The following is a 16,846-nucleotide window of genomic DNA, read 5'->3' on the forward strand; positions in this document are numbered from 1 at the left end:
AACGCCTCCGGGCGCTCCACCGCGAGCTGCTCGATCTCCACACCACCCTCGGCGGAAGCCATCGCCAGGAACGTCCGATTGGTGCGATCCAACAGGAACGAGAAGTAGTACTCCTCGGCGATGTCCGAGGCCGGGGTCACCAGGACCCGACGCACGGTGTGACCCTTGATGTCCAGGCCCAGGATGTCCTCCGCGCGGGCCTGCGCCTCGGCCGGGTCGGCGGCCAGCTTCACACCGCCCGCCTTGCCCCGGCCGCCGGTCTTGACCTGGGCCTTGACCACGACGGTCTGGCCGAGTTCCTCGGCGATCGCGCGGGCTTGGTCCGGGGTGTCGGCCACGGAGCCCGGCAGCACCGGAACCCCATGAGCCCCAAAGAGGTCCTTCGCCTGGTACTCGTACAGATCCACTACGACGCTCTCCTGATCTACCGCTCGACGACCCGGTTCGGCACGACTGCAGACCCTAGCGACCAGCGTGGACCGCCGGTGCAGGGCGTCCGGTGAGGTCGGTCACCGAGCGCGGTCCTGGTCGGGGGCCGGCCCGGCCGCCGCGATGGCGGCTCCGACGAGGAGAGCGAGGCAGCAGGCGAGCGAGAGCCAGGTGCCGGAGCCGGCCGTGGCGTCCGCGACCCGGCCGGAGGTGAGCGGGAGTTCGAGGGCGTGCACGCCGACGACCGCGGCGGCGCCGAGCAGGAGCGCGGCCGCGCGGGCGGGCCGGGCGAGGGCCGCGACGACCCCGGCGACGACCACCACGACCACGCCGAGCACGAGACCCCAGGAGGCGAACCGGAAGTCGGTCCAGATGCCGGGGGCGACGAAGTTCGGCGCGGTGATCATGGGGAAGCCGAAGGCGCCGACGCTGAACAGGATGGCCGCGGCGACGGGCGCGACGACCGGGAGGTGCGTGGAGCGCTCGGTGAGGTCGACGTCGTCGCGCTCGGCGCTCCCGGCGATCGTGGCGGTGATGGCCGCGGCGGCCGCGAGCACGACCGAGGCGCCCGCGAACCAGGCGCCCGCCCCGGTGCGAATGGTGTCGATCTGGTCGATGCCGGGGTAGGCGGCGAGGCTGCCGGACCCGGTGAACGCGGCGTCGAGCGCGGCGGCGGCGACGACCACGACCGACGCGAGCGAGACGACGAACGCTGGCCGGACGGTGGCGGCCCAGCGGTGGTGCAGGAGCGCGGCGCCGAGAACGCCGACGAGGATGCCGGCGGGCACGAGCTGCCGGTTGGCGTAGGCGGCGGGGTCGTCCGCCCCCTCGACGACGAGCAGCGGCGCGACGGCCCCGACCAGCGCGGCGATACCGGTGAGCACGCCGAGCAGCCCGGTGGCCAGGTGCACCCGGCCGGGCTCGATGGCGAGTTCGCCTCCCGGTTCCTGGTCGGCGGAGACCCGTCCGCGCAGCCCCGCGGCGAGGAGCGCCAGGGCCGCGAGTGCCAGGTAGGGCCCCGCCGTCGGCTCGACCCGCTCGACGACCAGCCCGGCGACGATCTGCGGCACCGTGATCCCGGCGGTGGCGGCGAGGAGCCCGATCACGACGCCGCGCCGCACGGTGGTGGCCGCGTACACGCTCCCGCCGAGCACCGCGGCGACGACGAGGAGCCCGCCGATGCTGGGGAACGTGGAGGCGTCGATGAGGCCCTGGTCGAGCAGGAAGGCGTTGGTGGAGTGGAAGGGCGGCAGCGCGAGCCCGACCACCGCGAGCGGCCCGGCGGCGACCGCCCACCCGAGCGCGCGGCGGCGGGCGCGCACGTCACCGGTGCCGGCGTCGACCTCCAGCCCGTAGGCGGAGTCCGGGGCGGCCCCGGCACGTCCCGCCGCGAGCAGCCCGGCGAGCGCGGCGGCGAGGTGCCCCGCGACCAGTAGCCAGACCCCGTTGGCGTACTCGAGCTCGGTGAGGTCGGCCGGCACGAAGAACTCGGGCCGCGCGGCCCGGAGCGCGTCCCCGACGAACACGAGGTCGGCGACGGCGCGACCCGGTGCGAGGAGGCCGGCGCCGACCAGAACCCCGGCACCGGCGAGCGCCCGCCCGGCGAGAACGAGCCCACCCGCGACGACCGGAACGAGAAAGGCGAGAAGGACGAGCAGAACCGTCGCGTCGTACCCGGCCGGCGGCGAGTCCTGGACGACGCCGACCAGCGCACCGGCGGTGAGGAGGGCGGCAGCGAGCACGGCCACGCCGAGCGCCGCTCGGAGGCGAGCGGGGGCGTCGCCCCAGCCGAGTCGCTCGGCCTCCTCGGCTGCGCGGACGTCGTCGAAGGTGTCACGCCGCCCACCCGAAGGGCCCTGCGGCGATCGAGTCCGCGAAGTCATCGCGGAGAACGCTAGCAAGGCGGAGCGTTTCCTACCCGTTACCCGTCGACGCCACGCCGAGCGGTGCGCCGGACGGTCGGGAATGGGGTTCGTCGGGCGGGGACGCCGGAGCCGGAAAGACGCCGGTTCGGAGGCGTGCGCTGTGCTGTCGCGCTACGCGTCCGCTGCTGGTCCGCTGCGCCCGGCGGGTCCGGCGAGCACGTCCGGCTTCGACCGCTGTCGAGGCCGAGCCACTGGTGACCCGCGCACCGGGCACTATGCGGGTCGCGTCTCGCTGGTCCGCCGTTCGCCGATTTCGCCAGCGGAGACTCGCGCGGGTGGCCACGGAAGGATCTGTGGGTCGGAAACGGGTACTCGCCGATCGCCAGCCGATCGCCAACGGGGGAACTCCCTGGTCCCGAACGTGGGACTCGCACAACGGGAGCGGGGGACTCGCGGGCCCGGACCGACGGACTCCCGCAACGGGAGCGGGAAGCTCGCGGGTCCGGACGGGGGAACTCCCGCGACGAGAGTGGGAACTCGCAGGTCCGGACAGGGGAACTCCCGCGACGAGAGTGGGAACTCGCAGGTCCGGACAGGGGAACTCCCGCGACGAGAGTGGGAACTCGCAGGTCCGGACAGGGGAACTCCCGCGACGAGAGTGGGAACTCGCAGGTCCGGACAGGGGAACTCGCGCAACGGGAGTGGGGGGACTCGCGGGTCCGGGCTGCGGCGTGGATCGGGAGCGGGGCGCTCGCCGGTCGTTGTAGGGCTCGTTGGTTGTGGACGTGGGAGGCGCTGGGGTTCGCGTTCGGAGGCGGTGGCTGGGGGGTGAGGACGGTGGTCCGGAGGGTGTCGAGGCGCTGAGGTTGCGTGCTTGAACAGTTACTTGGGTCACAGTTTGGGGTGGATTGAGCTTCACTTTGGGTCATTTTGGCTGGCTGGAGGGCTGGAGGGTGCCACCCGTTCGGCCCAGCTGGTTCGCGGAAGTTGCCCTGAGCGCTTCCCCTTCGTTACTGTCCCCCGGTCCGTTGTCACGGTCCGGTCACGAATTGGACAGGGTCGGCAACTGCTGACCCAGCCGGGATCCCCCGCCCGGTGTCCACGGACGGCTCGCCCCCAACGAGCCGGACGTTCTGGTCGGACTCCCCGAAGGCGGAAGGGCAGGCCTTGTCTCGACATCGCTCCCCCGGCGATACCTGGGAGTGCGCAGCGCTCGACGAAGCTATGGCCGAGCGCGCATCCAGCAACCGAGTTCGCGGATCACATCGAGTGGCACCACCCTCCTCCGCGCTTCGGGGTCGAGTCGTCGTCGCCGCGGTCGCGCTCGGTGCGATCGCCGCGGCCAGCGCCGGGCAGACGTTGCAGAGTGACGAGTCCTCCGCGGACATCTCGCCCCTCGCCGGCAGCCAGGGCACCCAGAACGCCTCCGCGGCCATGGGTATGGGCGGCAGCGGGAACAGCGCCAACACCGCCTCCCTCGCCGCGCCGGAGATCCTCACGGTCGCCGCCAAGAGCACGGCCGCCGCCCCGCTCGAGGCGCAGAAGATCGCCGCCACCGACACCATCGTGCGCAAGCGCGCCGAGCGGCTCGCCGCCATCGAGCGGGAGCGGAACCGGCCCAAGTTCGTCAAGCCCGCGCTCGGGCGGCTGTCCTCGGGCTACGGCGCCCGGTGGGGCGGGACCCACGAGGGCCTGGACATCGCCAACCACATGGGCACCCCACTGGTGTCCGCCGCCGACGGCGTGGTCATCGAGGCCGGCCCGGCCAGCGGATTCGGGCTCTGGGTGCGGATCGAGCACGCGGACGGCACCGTCACCGTCTACGGGCACATGGACACCATCACGGTCAACGTCGGCGAGTCGGTCAAGGCCGGCGACCAGATCGCCACCATGGGCAGCCGCGGCTACTCCACCGGCCCGCACCTGCACTTCGAGGTCTGGGACCCGAACGGCTACAAGATCAACCCGCTGACCTGGCTCAACGAGCACGGCGTCTACTACTGATCCGCCGCACGAAGTAGGCTTCGGCCACCCGCCAGACCGAGCACGCTCCGCGTCGGCGACAGCCGTGACAGCCGTTGTGCAGTGCCAGCACGGCTCGCCAGGCGGCGACAAGCCGACGGGTCTCGACGGCGATCTTGCTCCGCTCCGGCTCGGCGAGCCGGTCGACCGCGTCGAGGTATCGGCCGACGCCCTCGGCGATGAGCCGGAACAGCAGCTCGTCCACATCTGAATCCCCCTGCCTGGTGGTGACAGGGATCATTTTCGCACAGGTGTTCGATGGCTGCCAGTCGGGTTCGAACTACAGTTTGACCAGCGGAACGCTGCCGATCAGCATCAGTCGGATCGTGCCCGCGGTGCCGAAGTCGATCGTGGCGGTGGCGCGCGGGCCGGCGCCGTCGGTGGCGACGACCGTGCCCAGGCCGTACTTGTCGTGGTTCACCCGGTCGCCGACGTCCAACGACAACGCCGGGGTGTCCTTCCACGCCCGCGCGGGGCCGAAGCCGGTCTGCGGACCGCCGCCGCCCCTGGCCCGGATCGCGTCCGAACGCCGCGAACCCCAGGTCGGCGCGCTGGGTGCGGAACGCTCCGGTTGCACCCGCCGCCAGTCGACCAGCTCCGCCGGGATCTCGTCGAGGAACCGGGACGGCGGGTTGGTCATCGGCTGCCCCCACGCGGACCGCACGATCGCGCGCGACAGGTACAGCCGCCGCTGCGCCCGCGTGATGCCCACGTACGCCAGCCTGCGCTCCTCGGCCAGCTCCACCGGGTCGCCGAGCGCCCGCATGTGCGGGAACACGCCGTCCTCCCAGCCGGTGCAGAACACCACCGGGTACTCCAGGCCCTTCGCGGTGTGCAGGGTCATCAGCGTGACCACCCCAGAGCCGGCCTCCTCGCCGTCCTCGGCTCCCGCGTCACCGTCCGGGATCTGGTCGGCGTCGGCCACCAGCGACACCCGTTCCAGGAACGCGGCCAGCGAACCCGGTTCGATCGCTGGCGGCTCCTCCGGGGCCTCGACGACCTCCTCCACACCGTCGAGGGCGTGCGCGAACTCCCTGGCGACGGTGACCAGCTCGGTCAGGTTCTCCAGCCGGGTGGCGTCCTGCGGGTCGTCGCTGTCCTCCAGTTCGGCGCGGTAGCCGGTGCGCTCCAGCACCGCCTCCAGCACCTCGGCCACCTCGTGGCCCTCGTCGACCATCGTGCGCAGGCCGTCGACCAGCTCGACGAAGCCGGCGATGGCGTTGCGGGAACGCGGGTTGAGCAGCGACACCTTGCCGTCGACGGCGTCGCGCAGGGCCGCGTTGAACGAGATCCGCTCGCGGTCGGCGTGCGCGGACACGCAGGCCTCCGCGCGGTCGCCGATCCCCCGTTTGGGGACGTTGAGCACGCGGCGCAGGCTCACCGTGTCCTCCGGGTTGGCGAGTACCCGCAGGTAGGCGAGGGCGTCGCGGACCTCGCGCCGCTCGTAGAACCGGACGCCGCCGACCACCCGGTAGGGCAGGCCGAGCCGGACGAAGATCTCCTCGAACACCCGGGACTGGTTGTTCGTGCGGTAGAAGACGGCGACGTCCCCGTAGTGGAGGCCGTCGCCGGAATCCATCAGCTTGTCGATCTCGCCGGCGACGAACGCGGCCTCGTCGTGGTCGTTGTCGCCGACGTAGCCGACGATCTTCTCGCCGTCGCCGAGCGCGGTCCACAGCCGCTTGTCGCGCCGGTTCGGGTTGCGCGAGATGACGGCGTTGGCCGCGGTCAGGATGGTCTGGGTGGAGCGGTAGTTCTGCTCCAGCATGATCGTGGTGGCCTGCGGGTAGTCGCGCTCGAACTCGACGATGTTGCGAATGGTCGCGCCGCGGAAGGCGTAGATGGACTGGTCCGCGTCACCCACGACGCAAAGTTCACCCGGTTCTACACCGTTTTCACCCGTTCCAACGAGTTCGCGGACCAGTGTGTACTGCGCGTGGTTGGTGTCCTGGTACTCGTCTACCAGCACGTGCCGGAACCGGCGGCGGTAGTACTCGGCGACGTCCGGGTGCCGCTGCAGCAGCTCGACCGTGCGCATGATCAGGTCGTCGAAGTCGAACGCGTTGGCCAGCTCCAGCCGGCGCTGGTACTCGACGTAGACCTCGGCGGCGCGCCGCTCGAAGTCGTTGGCCGCGGCCTCCTTGGCGTCGGCGGCGACGACCAGCTCGTTCTTGAGGTTGGAGATGTGCCCGGCGAGCCCGCGCGCGGTGTACCGCTTCGGGTCGATGTCCAGGTCGCGGGAGACGAGCGTGATCAGCCGCCGGGTGTCGTCGGCGTCGTAGACCGAGAAGCTGGACTTCATGCCGAGCGTGGTGGCCTCGCGGCGCAGCACCCGCACGCACATGGAGTGGAACGTCGACACCCACATCGCGTTGGCGCGCCTGCCGACCAGCTCGACGACCCGCTCACGCATCTCGGCGGCGGCCTTGTTGGTGAACGTGATCGCCATGACCTGGCCGGGGTGCACGTCGCGTTCGGCGAGCAGGTAGGCGATGCGCCTGGTGAGCACCCTGGTCTTGCCCGAGCCGGCGCCGGCGACCACGAGCAGGGGTGTGCCGGCGTGCTGGACCGCCCGCCGCTGCTGGTCGTTCAGGTCGGCGAGCAGGTCGGCGGACCGCTTGCGGGGCCTGGCCGGAGCGGGGTTCTGGACGGGGATCTCGAACAGCGCACTCATCGCCTGTCAACGTTACCGGCAGGCACCGACAGCGCCGGCGCGGCTGGACACCGATGGGGCGGTGGTGACAGAATCGATCCCGTGCGAAACCGCCACTTCGAGTTTTTCTACGGGATCCGGACTCCGGCTCCCGTCGTGGCGTAGCGCGTACCAAGACCACAACGAAGCCCCGGAGTCCTCGGACCCCGGGGCTTCGGCGCACTGGGGCAGCGGGGCTCCACCGGAGCAGACGAGGATGAGGACATGCCCCAGAACACCGCCGCCGACGACACCGCGGGAGACGCGGCCGAGGTGGAGATCGACAAGCTCCGCGAGGAGATCGACTGGCTCGACGCGGAGATCCTGCGCCTGGTGAAACGCCGCGTCGAGGTGTCCAAGACGATCGGCGCGGCACGGATGGCGGCGGGCGGGCCGCGGATCGTCTACAACCGGGAGATCGACGTGCTGGCCCGGTACCGCGAACTCGGCACCGAGGGCCGCCGGCTGGCGATGGCGCTGCTCAACCTCGGCCGGGGGCCGCTGGGCCGCTAGGCGTCCCCGAATTCAGGGATGTCACCCATCCCGGCGGGGGCGGCGGACGGGCACACTGGAGTCATGTTCAACCTGATCGCCGTCGTCATCGCCATCGCCGCGGTGGTGGCCACCCTGGGTCACGTCGGTTACCTCGCGCTGCTGAACTCGGCGGCGAACAAGCGGGCTGGCGGGACACCGGTCGCCCAGTACGTGCGGTCGCGCTGGCCGGTGGCGGGCGTCACCACGGCCGGCGCGCTGCTCGCCTGGGCGCTGACCGCGGGCGACGCGGCCGTCGTCGACACGCTGGCGATCCTGCTGGCGGCCGGTTCGGGCGGGGTGGCGGCGAAGTCGCTGCAGTCGACGAAGGAGCGGTACCGCACCGGCCAGTAGGCGTCACCCTGTCGAGTGACAGGAGCCTGCGCACGCCAACCGTGCGCGACGGCTTACTGTGGGTCAGGTGAGTACCACGACTCCCCGGGTGGACGTGCGGTCGGCGTTGGTCGTCACCGCGCACCCGGATGACGTGGACTTCGGCGCCGCCGGAACCGTCGCGACGTGGACGGCCGCGGGCATCGAGGTCTCCTACTGCGTCTGCACGTCCGGCGAGGCCAGCGGCGAGGCCGGCCGGGACGCCGCCGAGATGGCGCGTGTCCGGGAGGCGGAGCAGCGCGCGGCCGCCGAGCAGGTGGGTGTGCGCGAGGTGACGTTCCTGGGGTATGCCGACGGCGCGGTGGAGCCGTCGCTCGCGCTGCGGCGTGACATCGCGCGGGTGATCCGGCGGGTGCGGCCGGATCGGGTGTTGACGTGGTCGCCGGAGATCAACTGGTCGTTCATCCCGACCACGCATCCCGATCACCGTGCGGTGGGCGCGGCCACGTTCGCCGCGGTGTATCCCGATGCGCGGAACCCGCACGCGTTCCCGGAGCTGCTGGCCGACGAGGGTTTGGAGCCGTGGTCGGTGCCGGAGCTGTGGCTGGCCGACGGGCCGGTGACGCTGCGCAACCACGCGGTGGACGTGACGGCGTATGCCGACAAGAAGCTGGCGGCGCTGCGGTCGCACGTGTCGCAGGTGGGCGCGGCGGAGGGGCTCGAGGAGAACATCCGGGCGTACCTGGCCGGTACCGCGAGCCGGTACGGCATGGCGGATGGGCGGCTGGCCGAGGACTTCCAGGTGGTCGACACGGGCTGAGAGTGATCGCTTGGTCGCATCGCGTCATGAGCGGGAGGGAGAGTGGTCTCACAGCCATGAGTAGCGGGGGGTGGCCCGGAGCGGGGTCACGTCATGGCAAGCACCGACGCGAGTCGGTGAACGAGGCATGGACGCCGGCGGTGCGCCCGAGCGAGGCGAGCCATGGGCCGACGCACGCGAGGATGGCCGGGGGGTCGGTTGGGTCGTGGGACCGGCCGAGTGACGGTCCACGGCGTCGACGCGGCGGCCGACCGGACCGGCCGAGCGACCAGGTTCCGGTCGACTCAGCACTTGCCAACTCCGTCGCCTCGCCGAGCCCGGTCAACTCCGCCGACCGTTCCGCCGACCGTTCCGCCGACAACGCCGCGCACGGTTCCGTCCATGGTTACGCCAGCAGATCCACCGATAGCCCCCTCGGTGATCCCGTCGACAGCTCCGCCGACCCGGGACACTCTCAGCGCCCCCCGACGTCCGCGCCCACAACCCCACACGCGCGCGCTCGCGCAGACGTGAATGGCAGCCCCCACCCGCTCCGGGGGCACCCCTCAGCGCCAGTCTATCGGGGGGTTGGGGCTGGTGGGCGTGGGTTGGGGGGGTTGTGGACAAGTGGGGGTGCGAGTGTGCGGGGTCGGGTGGGGAGGGGGCTTGGGGACGAGCGGGGGGTGGAGGTCTGGCGGGAGCGGTTGGACGACTTGGACGGGGCTTGGCCGCCGATTGTCGCGGTCGCGGATGACCCGTTGGATCTGCCGCCTCCGCTGCCTCCCTCGCTGGTGGCGGGGCGGCTTTCGGGGCGTGGGGATGACGACGACACGATGCCGCTGGCGCTCGTTCCGTTGCCGCGGGCCGAGGAGGCGGTCGTTTCCGCGCTCGAGACGCCGCCGGGGGGGTTGCGGTCGTTCGATCTCGGGACCGTGCCGGCTTCGGTGACGCCGCCGCGTAGTTGGCGGCGGGCGGCGTGGTTCGCGATCGGGACTTCGGCGGCGGTGGTGTGTGGGCTCGCGGTCGCGGCGGTGCGGCTGGTGGGGGCGCCTTCGGCTACCGACACCATCGACGCGCTGCCCGCCTTTCCTACCGAGCCGTTGGATCTCGAGGAGCTGCCGGCCGAGCACACCGCCGAGAACCCGACGGAGGAACGGGTTTCGCCTTCCAGCGGGAGTGTGGTGCCTACCGGCTCGGAGCGGGAGCGGGAGCGAGAACGGGAGACGCGGACCGGTGAGCCGAGTGGGAACGTGACGACCACCGGCGCCGGCCGGCCGGGTACCACGGGCACCACCACCGGCACCGAAACCGGCACCGGCACCGGCACCAGCGAGACCTCTACGGAGCCGGCCCCTCCTACGCGCACCACGGTGGGCGCGGCACTGCTCATGGCCACCGACACGCAGGAGATGGGCGACCGGACCGAGCAGTACTTCGCGCTGGTGACCGAGGACCCGGAAGCGGCCCACTCCCTCTGTACGGGCACCATGGCACGCGAGGGTCCGGAGGGCATCAAAGCCCGGTACGCGGGGGTCGAACGGGTCGAGGTCCAGCAGATCACCATCGACCGGACCAGGGCGATCACGACCAGCCAGGTGCGACTCGTGCGCGAGGACGGGTCGGCGACGGTGGAGCGGCGGCAGCTCACGTTCACCTGGGGCACCGATCCGCGGATCAGCGATGAAGTGATCACGAACTGACGTCACGGGTTACTCCGTTCGAGTGACAGCGCGGACCGTTGATCGCCCCAATCGGGTGATCCACTCCAATTCGCTGGCGTTCGCGGTATGGACGGGAGTACCTGTTGGCCCTAACGCAACGCACGGAGGCCATCACACAGTGGATCGTCCGACGACCGGGCGGCGTCGTGTCCGCGCCGGCTCGGTTCACGTCACCGAGCTGATCGACAAGCGAGTGCGCCAGAGCGGCGCGCCCGCCTCCTCGGCCACCCCGCGGTCGCTCGGGCCACCGCGGGCGACCGTCCGTGTGCTCGAAACGACCGAACCGGCCACGGACGTGCCGGCGCCCTTTCGACGCCCGCCGTCGCGCGGCTCGCAGCTCGCCAAGCTCGCCGGGCTGGGGGCCGCGACCCTGGTGCTCTGCACCGCGATCGCCGCCGCCACCACGATCAGCCACGAGCGGGCCGGCCAGCACGCCGTCGCCGACCGGCCCGTCCCGCGGATCACCGGCGACCAGGCACTTCTGCCGGACCGGCTCGATCGGACGCTGCCGTCCGCGCCTGCTCCGGCGGTCGACCACCGGCCGACCGGACAGCGGACCGCGCCGGCCGAACATCCCAGGACCCAGCCGTCGGTCACGCCGGTGTCCTCGACGACCGAGGCGCCGGCGTCGGTCGTCGAGGCCAGCGTCGAACCCACCCAGGACCCGGTCGGCGACACGATCTCCGACGTCGCCCTGGTCGAGCGGTTCTACGAGCTGCTGCCGGGCGACCCGGACCGCGCCTTCGGGCTGATCGCCCCCGACCTGCTGAGCACCACGCTTGGCGAGTTCCTCGACTCCTGGGCCAGCGTCACCGGCATCGACGTCGTCGACGTGCGCCGGCAGGCCGCCGGAGTGCTCGCCGAGGTGCGGATGACCCTCGCCGACGGGCACCACCTCAAGATCGAACAGTTGCTCACGGTGGCCGACTCCCCCCGGCGGATCACCGGCGTCCAACTCCTGTCGGCCCAGCGCAACTGAGGACTTATCCGATCAAGTAGCATTTAACGTCGCCGCGCACAGTGTGGTCCCCGTTCGTGTGCACAGCGTGAACGCCTAGCCTGGTGCTGGTCGGCGTACGTGGGCACCGGTTTCTGTGCCCTGCGGTCCAGGTATCCCACATTTTCGGAGTCGGCATGACAACCGATGGCCTGCAGGCAGGGAGGACTCGTCGCGATGACCGATGAGGGTCGCCTCGTAGCCGGGCGCTACCGCCTCGTCCACCGCATCGGCACCGGTGCCATGGGCGTCGTGTGGACGGCGCACGACGAGCGGTTGAACCGAACGGTCGCGGTCAAGAGACTCCTGCTGCAGCCCGGCCTCCCGCCCGACGAGGCGGCCGAGGCCGTCGCCAGGTGCATGCGCGAGGGCCGGATCGCGGCCAAGCTGCACCACCCGAACGCCATCGCCGTCTACGACGTGGTGGACGAGGACGGCGCGCCCTGCCTGATCATGGAGTACCTGCCGTCCAAGAGCCTCGCCATGGTGATGTCCGAGCGCGGCCCACTGTCCCCACGCGAGGTGGCCTGGATCGGCGCGCAGTCCGCCGCCGCGCTGGCCGCCGCGCACGCGGCCGGGATCGTGCACCGGGACGTCAAGCCGGGCAACATCCTGATCGCCGACGACGGCACGGTGAAGATCACCGACTTCGGCATCTCCCGGGCCACCGACGACGTCACCGTCACCAAGACCGGCATGATCGCCGGCACCCCCGCCTACCTGGCCCCGGAGGCCGCGGTCGGCAACGAGCCGACGCCTGGCTCGGACGTGTTCTCCCTCGGCTCCACCCTGTACGCCGCGATCGAGGGCGAGCCCCCGTTCGGGCTCACCGACAACACCCTGCAACTGCTGCACGCGGTCGCCGCCGGGCGGATCAACCCGCCGCGGCAGGCCGGGCCGATGACCAGGGTGCTGACCTGGCTGCTGGCCGCCGACCCAGAGCAGCGGCCGTCCACCGTCCGGGCCAGGGACCTGCTGTCCGCGGTGGCCGCCGGTGAGACGCCGTCCGTGCCGTCGCTGCCCGGCGTTCCGCCCGCGGGTGGCACGGCGACCAGGATGGTGCTGCCGAACAGCGGCTACGGCGACGAACGCCAGGGCACCCGGTACGACGACTACGACGACCGGTACGACGACGAGTACGACGACGGCGCGACCCAGATGGTCGGGGCCGGCACGACCCGTTCGGTGCCCCGCCCCCGGCCGACCGCGCCGCCGCCGAGCCGGTCGCGCAAGCCGCTGGTGTTCGCCGGCGTGCTGCTGGTCGCACTGGTCGCCACCGGCGCCTGGCTGCTCGGCGGCCGCGAGGACCCACCGCCGGCCACGGACAACGACGATCCCGGCCAGGTCACGCAGTCCAGCAGCGTCGTCCCGACGACCACCAGCGAACCGGAGCCGACCACCGAGAACGAGGTGCCCGTCCCCGACGACAACGACGTACCTCCTCCTCCGGAGGACGACGAGACCACCACGACGACAACGACAACGACGACCACCACCACGACGACGACCACCACGACCACCACGACGTCGGATGAGGAGACCACCGACGACGAACCGACCCCGCCGACCGAGCCCACGCTGCCGCCGGGCACGGGGGTCAACCAGTGATCACCGACCAAACGCGAGGGCACGGGGGCGTCGGTGACGGCTGAGGGCGGCCTGGTCGCCGGACGCTACCGGTTGGGTCAGCGGCTGGGCTCCGGCGCGATGGGGATCGTGTGGCAGGCGCACGACGAACGGCTGCACCGGACCGTCGCCATCAAGCAGATGCTGCTGCAGCCCGGGCTGACCGACGCGCAGGCCGAGGAGTCGCGGCGAAGATCGATGCGGGAGGGGCGCATCGCCGCGCGGCTGGCACATCCCAACGCGATCACCGTCTACGACGTCGCCGAACACGACGGCGACCCGTGGCTGATCATGGAGTACCTGCCGTCCAAGAGCCTGGCCACCGTGCTCTCCGAGCGCGGCACGCTGCCGCCGGCGGAAGCGGCGGCGATCGGCGCCCAGGTGGCGTCCGCGCTGGTGGCCGCGCACGCGGCGGGGATCGTGCACCGCGACATCAAGCCGGCCAACGTGCTGCTCGCCGAGGACGGCACGGTCAAGATCACCGACTTCGGGATCTCCCGGGCCACCGGCGACGTCACGGTCACCGCCACCGGCATGCTCGCCGGCACGCCGGCCTACCTCGCACCGGAGGTCGCCAAGGGTGAGAACCCGACGCCGGCCGCGGACGTGTTCAGCCTCGGCTCCACGCTCTACACGGCCGTCGAGGGACACTCCCCGTTCGGGCTGAGCGAGAACACGCTGGCGCTGCTGTACGCGGTCGCCGCCGGGAAGATCACCCCGCCGCGGCAGGCCGGCCCGCTCACCGCCCTGCTGATGCAGCTGCTGCGGGTCGACCCGAACGAACGCCCGTCGCTGACCACCGCCCGGGACGCCCTCGCCGCGGTCGCCGAGGGCCGCCCGGCGCCCACCCTCGCCACGAACATCGCCGGTGCCGGCGCCGCGACCACCGACCGGATCGCCGGCAACCGCCTGCCACCTCCCGGCATGCGCGCCGGTCCGCCGACCCCACCGCGCGCCAGCCAACCTCCGTGGCCGCCGAAGAAGGACTCCACCCGGCTGGACGTCAACCCGTTCGCCGAGCCGGCACCGAGCGGCCCCGGTCCGGTGATGTACCGCGAGCCGGTGCCGTCCGGTCCGAACAGCCGTCCCCGGCCGCCCGCGCCCGCCAACCGGGCCCGTTCGGTGGCGCTGACCGTGCTGGCGATCGTCGCCGCCGCGCTGGTCGGGATCCTGGTGGCGAGCCTGCTCACCAGCGGGGACGACGGCCAGCGGTCCCAGCAGCCGCCCGCCGACCCGACCCTGCCCGCCGAGCGGACGTCCGAGTCGACCGAGGACACGCCGACCGACGCGACCGAGGACACGCCGACCGACACGACCGAGGAAACCACCGACGAGCAGCCCACCGAGGAGACCCCGACCAACGAGGACTACGTCCAGGCGGTCGAGGACTACTACGACCTGCTCCCGGACGACACCGACGCCGCCTGGAAGCTGCTGACCGAGCGGGCGCGGAACAAGTCCACCGGCGGCAAGAAGGGCTACGAGCGGTTCTGGAGCACCATCGACGAGGTCGAGGTGCGCGACGCGTACGCCGCGGGCAACCGGGTCGCCGCCACCCTGCGGTACAAGCGCGAGGACGGCGACAAGTCGACCGAGTCGTACTCGTTCGCGCTGGTCGAGCGCGACGGCGAACTCATGATCGACAACTTCGTGCGCACCGGTGGCGGCGGTGGCGGTGGCGGGGACGACGACCGGGGCAACGGCAACGAGGGCAACGAGGGCCGCGGCAACCGAGGGAACGGCGGGGACGACGACGGGGAAGGCGGCGACGGCTAGCTCAGACCAGTCGCCGGTCCGACGCCCAGCGGGACAGTTCGTACCGGTTGGACAGCTGGGTCTTGCGCAGCACCGACGACACGTGCGTCTCCACCGTCTTCACCGAGATGAACAGCTCGGACGCGATCTCCTTGTACGCGTAACCCCGCGCGAGCAGCCGCAGCACGTCCCGCTCCCGAGGGGTCAGCAGGTCCAGCTCCGGGTCGGAGATCGGCGCCGCCCCCGGCCGGTCGGCGAACGCGTCCAGCACGAACCCGGCCAGCCGCGGCGAGAACACCGCGTCCCCCTCCGACACCCGTACCACGGCCCGCACCAGCTCGTGGCTGGAGATCGTCTTCGTCACGTACCCGCGCGCGCCCGCCCGGATCACCGCGATGACGTCCTCCGCCGCGTCGGACACCGACAGCGCGAGGAACACCGTCTCCGGGTTCTCCGGCCGCGCCCGGCGCAGCACCTCCGCACCGCCCCCGTCCGGCATGTGCACGTCGAGCAGCACCACGTCCGGCTTGCGGTGCCCGATCCCGGCCACCGCCTCCCCGACGGTCCCGGCCTCGCCGACCACCTCGACCTCGTCGGTGATCGAGTCCAGCTCCGCGCGCACCCCGGCCCGGAACAACCCGTGGTCGTCCACCAGGAACACCCGGACCGGACCCTTCTCGCTGGTCACGACACACCCCTCCTAAGCGCTGACGGTCTCGCGCGGCATGTGCAGCTGCACCTCGGTGCCCTCTCCGGGCGCCGTGCGCAGCCGCAGCTCCCCGCCGTTGCGCTCCATCCTGCCCCGGATGGAGTCGGCGAGGCCATGCCGGTCCCCGGGAACCGCCGCCGGGTCGAACCCCTTCCCCCGGTCCCGCACGAAGATGGTCACCTGCTCGGGCTCGACCTCGGCGTACACGCTGACCTCGGAGACCTCCGCGTGCTTGGCCGCGTTCACCACCGCCTCCCGCGCGGCGAACACCAGGCCGGTCAGCCGCTCGTCCAGCTCGCAGTCGCCGACGACGACCTGCTGCACCTGGATCGCGAACGTGTCCTCCACCTCGCCGCACGACTGCGCGACCGACTCGGCGAACGTCATCCGGTCGGCGGCGTCCACCTTGTCGCCCGACCGGCCGTAGCCGGACGGCCCGTACAGCCAGCCGCGCAGCTGCCGCTCCTGCCCCCTGGCCAGCCGCAGCACCTCGCGCGGCGCCTCGGCCTGCTTCTGGATCAGCGCGAGCGTCTGCAGCACCGAGTCGTGCAGGTGCGCGGCGATCTCCGCGCGCTCCTCGGAACGGATGCGCTCCCGGCGCTCCTCGCCGAGGTCACGCACCAGCCGCAGCCAGAACGGCACGGTCAGCACCGCCACCCCGATCAGCGCGGCCAGCACGGACAGCAGCGCGAACTGCATCTGGTCCAGGTCGACGCTGCGCACCAGGAACAACGTGATCCCGGTGATCACCAGCGCCGCGCCGGACAGCACCCGCACCAGCGCACCGCGCCCGCCCTCACCGAGCACCAGTGACGACGCCCGGCGCCGGGTCGACTGGTCGGCCTCCTGCCACACCAGCGCGACACCGACCAGGGTGACGCCGATGCCGCCGGCGACCCAGCCGTTGAAGGTGTTGGACAGCGTGCCGATACCGATCGCGAGGCCGATGCCGAGTGCGAGCAGCCCCCTGGCCTGCTGCCGTTCCTTGCGCGACACCTCCGCGGTCCGCACGTCCCGCTTGGCCTGCGGCACGAACACCCACAGCATGCCGTAGGCGAGCACGCCGGCGCCGCCGAACGCGGCGAACAGCGCGAACGTCAGCCGCACCCACAGCACCTTGACGTCGAGGTGGTCGGCGACGCCGCCGGCCACCCCGGCCACCGCGCGCCCGGACCGCCGGCGACGCATCTTCACCGCGTCGTCGGCCGGATCCGTCACGGCCCTCGACGCCGCGCGCTCGATGTCCGCGTCCCTCACCTTCACCACCACGAACCCATCGTCACACGTCCGGCACGCCGCATCATCGGGGAAATACCCGGATGCCCGTTCTCGGGGTCGAACTCAGGGGTCGTCCCCGATGTGCGGAC

General features: G+C 72.1%; 14 protein-coding genes. 8 read left to right on the forward strand and 6 right to left on the reverse strand.

Annotation, left to right across the window (positions count from 1 at the left end):
* Both JT362_RS34175 and JT362_RS34180 read right to left on the reverse strand, forming a co-directional pair.
* Window positions 1–407 (reverse strand): ATP-grasp domain-containing protein (locus tag JT362_RS34175; protein WP_260196067.1); only part of this gene is annotated, 407 nt, incomplete at its 3' end.
* 102 nt (window positions 408–509) lie between these two features.
* Complete coding sequence (locus JT362_RS34180; RefSeq protein ID WP_260196068.1) at window positions 510–2,312, reverse strand: hypothetical protein; 1,803 nt, start codon at window positions 2,310–2,312, stop codon at window positions 510–512.
* 1,251 nt (window positions 2,313–3,563) lie between these two features.
* Between JT362_RS34180 and JT362_RS34185 the strand changes: the two genes are divergently transcribed.
* Complete coding sequence (locus JT362_RS34185) at window positions 3,564–4,298, forward strand: M23 family metallopeptidase (protein WP_260196069.1); 735 nt, start codon at window positions 3,564–3,566, stop codon at window positions 4,296–4,298.
* On the opposite strand, the gene JT362_RS34190 is transcribed toward JT362_RS34185, so the two are convergent.
* Together JT362_RS34190 and pcrA are read right to left on the reverse strand one after the other, a co-directional pair.
* The gene (locus JT362_RS34190; RefSeq protein ID WP_260196070.1) at window positions 4,273–4,521 is read right to left on the reverse strand and encodes a hypothetical protein; all 249 of its coding nucleotides are present in this window, start codon (window positions 4,519–4,521) and stop codon (window positions 4,273–4,275) included. The genes JT362_RS34185 and JT362_RS34190 overlap by 26 nt on opposite strands.
* A 75-nt stretch (window positions 4,522–4,596) precedes the next feature.
* Entirely contained in the window at window positions 4,597–6,990 is a 2,394-nt protein-coding gene (gene pcrA / locus JT362_RS34195) for a DNA helicase PcrA (RefSeq protein ID WP_260196071.1), read from the reverse strand.
* Between the two features lie 243 nt (window positions 6,991–7,233).
* Here pcrA and JT362_RS34200 point away from each other — a divergent pair, with 243 nt between their 5' ends.
* The 7 genes from JT362_RS34200 to JT362_RS34230 all read left to right on the forward strand — a co-directional run bounded on the left by JT362_RS34200 (window position 7,234) and on the right by JT362_RS34230 (window position 14,791).
* The gene (locus tag JT362_RS34200) at window positions 7,234–7,521 is read left to right on the forward strand and encodes a chorismate mutase (RefSeq protein WP_260196072.1); all 288 of its coding nucleotides are present in this window, start codon (window positions 7,234–7,236) and stop codon (window positions 7,519–7,521) included.
* Between the two features lie 63 nt (window positions 7,522–7,584).
* Window positions 7,585–7,893: a hypothetical protein gene (locus JT362_RS34205; protein ID WP_260196073.1), complete on the forward strand. Its 309-nt coding sequence runs from the start codon at window positions 7,585–7,587 to the stop codon at window positions 7,891–7,893.
* 67 nt (window positions 7,894–7,960) lie between these two features.
* Window positions 7,961–8,692: a PIG-L deacetylase family protein gene (locus JT362_RS34210; RefSeq protein WP_260196074.1), complete on the forward strand. Its 732-nt coding sequence runs from the start codon at window positions 7,961–7,963 to the stop codon at window positions 8,690–8,692.
* A gap of 812 nt (window positions 8,693–9,504) precedes the next feature.
* Entirely contained in the window at window positions 9,505–10,371 is an 867-nt protein-coding gene (locus JT362_RS34215) for a hypothetical protein (protein WP_260196075.1), read from the forward strand.
* Between the two features lie 139 nt (window positions 10,372–10,510).
* Window positions 10,511–11,371, forward strand: coding sequence for a hypothetical protein (locus JT362_RS34220; protein WP_260196076.1), 861 nt, complete (start codon window positions 10,511–10,513; stop codon window positions 11,369–11,371).
* 195 nt (window positions 11,372–11,566) lie between these two features.
* A complete protein-coding gene (locus JT362_RS34225; protein ID WP_260196077.1) occupies window positions 11,567–12,997 on the forward strand; it encodes a serine/threonine-protein kinase in 1,431 nt (476 codons plus the stop codon).
* A gap of 33 nt (window positions 12,998–13,030) precedes the next feature.
* Entirely contained in the window at window positions 13,031–14,791 is a 1,761-nt protein-coding gene (locus JT362_RS34230) for a serine/threonine-protein kinase (protein WP_260196078.1), read from the forward strand.
* A gap of 1 nt (window position 14,792) precedes the next feature.
* Here JT362_RS34230 and JT362_RS34235 read toward each other — a convergent pair whose 3' ends face one another.
* Complete coding sequence (locus JT362_RS34235; RefSeq protein ID WP_260196079.1) at window positions 14,793–15,458, reverse strand: response regulator; 666 nt, start codon at window positions 15,456–15,458, stop codon at window positions 14,793–14,795.
* A gap of 12 nt (window positions 15,459–15,470) precedes the next feature.
* Window positions 15,471–16,721, reverse strand: coding sequence for an ATP-binding protein (locus JT362_RS34240; protein ID WP_260196124.1), 1,251 nt, complete (start codon window positions 16,719–16,721; stop codon window positions 15,471–15,473).
* Window positions 16,722–16,846: the final 125 nt, after the last annotated feature.

Origin of the sequence: Actinophytocola gossypii (assembly GCF_025165815.1) — a bacterium.
In the GTDB taxonomy this organism is placed as follows: Bacteria; Actinomycetota; Actinomycetes; order Mycobacteriales; family Pseudonocardiaceae; genus Actinophytocola; species Actinophytocola gossypii.

Coding starts and splice junctions, on each gene's coding strand:
- pcrA (WP_260196071.1), bottom strand. CDS start 6,990: ATGAGTGCGCTGTTCGAGATCCCCGTCCAGAACCCCGCTCCGGCCAGG.
- JT362_RS34180 (WP_260196068.1), bottom strand. CDS start 2,312: ATGACTTCGCGGACTCGATCGCCGCAGGGCCCTTCGGGTGGGCGGCGT.
- JT362_RS34215 (WP_260196075.1), top strand. CDS start 9,505: ATGCCGCTGGCGCTCGTTCCGTTGCCGCGGGCCGAGGAGGCGGTCGTT.
- JT362_RS34205 (WP_260196073.1), top strand. CDS start 7,585: ATGTTCAACCTGATCGCCGTCGTCATCGCCATCGCCGCGGTGGTGGCC.
- JT362_RS34225 (WP_260196077.1), top strand. CDS start 11,567: ATGACCGATGAGGGTCGCCTCGTAGCCGGGCGCTACCGCCTCGTCCAC.
- JT362_RS34200 (WP_260196072.1), top strand. CDS start 7,234: ATGCCCCAGAACACCGCCGCCGACGACACCGCGGGAGACGCGGCCGAG.